The organism is Barnesiella sp. CU968 (assembly GCF_905219685.1).
In the GTDB taxonomy this organism is placed as follows: domain Bacteria; phylum Bacteroidota; class Bacteroidia; order Bacteroidales; family Muribaculaceae; genus Lepagella; species Lepagella muris_A.
In genome coordinates this window covers 1-2,429 of record NZ_CAJMXD010000417.1, presented here as the reverse complement: position 1 = coordinate 2,429, position 2,429 = coordinate 1, and the positions used below count along the sequence as shown (strand labels likewise).

At 45.2% G+C, this 2,429-nt stretch carries 2 protein-coding genes and 1 pseudogene; 2 read left to right on the top strand and 1 reads right to left on the bottom strand.

Features of this window, described 5'->3' with window-relative positions:
• Positions 1–208: pseudogene (locus tag JX312_RS12265) on the top strand (hypothetical protein); the annotation flags it as partial.
• Positions 209–496: 288 nt separating this feature from the next.
• Here JX312_RS12265 and prfA read toward each other — a convergent pair.
• Positions 497–1,606: a peptide chain release factor 1 gene (gene prfA, locus JX312_RS12260; RefSeq protein WP_123407600.1), complete on the bottom strand. Its 1,110-nt coding sequence runs from the start codon at positions 1,604–1,606 to the stop codon at positions 497–499.
• Positions 1,607–1,744: 138 nt separating this feature from the next.
• Here prfA and JX312_RS12255 point away from each other — a divergent pair, with 138 nt between their 5' ends.
• Entirely contained in the window at positions 1,745–2,284 is a 540-nt protein-coding gene (locus JX312_RS12255) for a 30S ribosomal protein S16 (protein ID WP_123407598.1), read from the top strand.
• Positions 2,285–2,429: the final 145 nt, after the last annotated feature.

The window sequence follows — 2,429 nt, the reverse complement described above, 5'->3', positions numbered from 1 at the left end:
CGATATAGTAGGGAAGCGCGGAATGGAGGAATTGGAGGCGTATGGATGTGAGACAGGCAGGGATTCATTCCCGGTAATGGATTTTTTTCTTGCCTGTATGAAAAAAATAAAGATCCGCAGGAAGTGTTCTGCGGATCTCAGACTTCTTGATATAGGCAAGCCGGAGACTCTTGTCCTTGCCTCACAGTTTACCGCCGATGATTTATAAACGAGCGGTTTTTAGTGCTGTTGAACTGGAATACGCATCCCAGAATCAGGAATACTAAAGCGATTCCGCCTATCCACCACGTGGTTGCGACAGCTGTAGTGAAACAGGATATAATCAGCAGTATAAATCCTACAATGTAACTGATGATGGAAAGAATTTTCATAAATAGCAGGGTATAAAAGTGTTAATAATCTTTTTTATTATAACACCATATACCCTGAAAAGATTCTTACGAAATATTTTTTAACACCGTTGTTAATAAACTGTAGTGCACACGCTGTCGCGCTCTTAAAGTTCGGCGGCTTTCAGTTTCTCTGCATTTTCAGCAACAATGAGTGAGTCGATGCATCCCTGAATATCGCCGTCCATGAATGCGCCGAGGTTATATACCGTGTAATTTATACGGTGGTCTGTGATTCTGCCTTGCGGATAGTTATAAGTGCGTATTTTTGCGGAACGGTCACCCGTGCTTACCATGGTCTTGCGACGGGAGGCTATGTCATCGAGATATTTCTGGTGTTCTTTGTCGTAAATGAACGTGCGCAGGCGCGCGAGAGCTCTTTCTTTGTTTTTAGGCTGATCTCGTGTTTCAGTACATTCGATGAGTATTTCCTCAACCACCCCTGTATTCGGGTTCTTCCAGTTATAACGCAGACGAACACCGGATTCGACTTTATTTACATTCTGTCCTCCGGCACCACCGGAACGGAAAGTATCCCATTTGATTTCACCTTCATGAATCTCTACGTCAAACTCCTGCGCTTCAGGAAGCACCGCCACTGTTGCTGCGGAAGTGTGTACGCGTCCTTGTGTCTCAGTGGCAGGTACCCTCTGCACACGATGCACACCGCTTTCATATTTCATGGTTCCGTAAACATCAGACCCGGTCAGGTTGAACACAATCTCTTTGTATCCGCCGGCAGCACCTTCGGATACTGAGGATACGGTAAGCTGCCAGCCTTTTGTCTCGGCATATTTCTGGTACATGCGGAAAAGGTCGCCGGCGAAAAGAGCCGCCTCGTCACCACCGGTTCCCCCCCGTATCTCCACAACGGCGTTTTTCGCATCATCAGGATCTGCCGGTATCAGAAGAAGTTTTATTTTTTCCTCCAGTTCCGGGATAGCGGCGGATGCACTGTCAAGTTCTTCTCTTGCAAGTGCTTTCATTTCATCGTCGTCTTCCATGGACAGGATCTCCTTGGATTCCGCGATTGCGTCAAGTTTCGATTTATATTCATTTTTTGCCTTGATTATTACCTCAAGGTCATGATATTCCTTAGAAAGACGCACATATCTTTTCTGGTCTGCAATCACAGACGGGTCAGTGATCAGTGTCGAGACTTCTTCGAAACGAGCGTCAAGACCGTCAAGGCGGTCAAGGAGTGTTATTTCTGCCATGATAATTGCTTTTACAATGCAAAATTACAAAATAAAATGGAAAAAACTTTGTGGATTGTGTAAATAGCGTTAACTTTGCAGCTGGAAATGAGAAATCATCTCCGGAATTAATTAACCAATCAATAAACCGGCAAGTTTATGGCAACAAAAATCAGATTACAGCGTCACGGCCGCAAAGGCTACGCTTTTTATCCAATTGTAGTAGCCGATAGCAGGGCACCACGAGATGGTAGATTTATTGAAAGGATAGGTTCTTATAATCCGAACACTAATCCTGCTACAATAAGTTTAGACTTCGACCGTGCTTTGTATTGGGTAGAGGTAGGTGCACAGCCCACCGATACAGTTCGTTCAATCCTCTCCAAAGAGGGAGTAATGCTTATGAAGCATCTCCGTGGCGGTGTCAAGAAAGGCGCCTTCACAGCAGAGGAGGCACAGCGTCGTTTCGATGCGTGGAAAGCAGAGCGTACTAAAGTTGAGGATGCAGCAAAGGCAAAGGATGCAGCTAAAGTCGCTGAAGAGGCTAAAGCTAAGTTCGAGGCTGAAGTTGAGAAAAATCGTCTGAAAGGTGAGGCAGTAGCCAAGAAGAAAGCTGAGAAGCTTGCAGCAGAAGAGGCTGCAGCTAAGGAGGCTCTTGAGGCTGAAACTGCAGAAGCTCCCGCAGAGGCTGCTGAGTAAGAGACACCATCCAAATCAAAATAAAATCCGCGAGTCATTGACTCGCGGATTTTATTTTGTGATGTTTTTTACTTAGAGCTTGTTTAAAAATAAACGTGAAATTTGGGGCGGCTCACTTCCGGATAAAATCCATTTAAGGCAAAGG

What these genes read in the sequence shown, in the direction of transcription:
- prfA (WP_123407600.1), bottom strand. Translation starts at nt 1,606, where the DNA reads ATGGCAGAAATAACACTCCTTGACCGCCTTGACGGTCTTGACGCTCGT.
- JX312_RS12255 (WP_123407598.1), top strand. Translation starts at nt 1,745, where the DNA reads ATGGCAACAAAAATCAGATTACAGCGTCACGGCCGCAAAGGCTACGCT.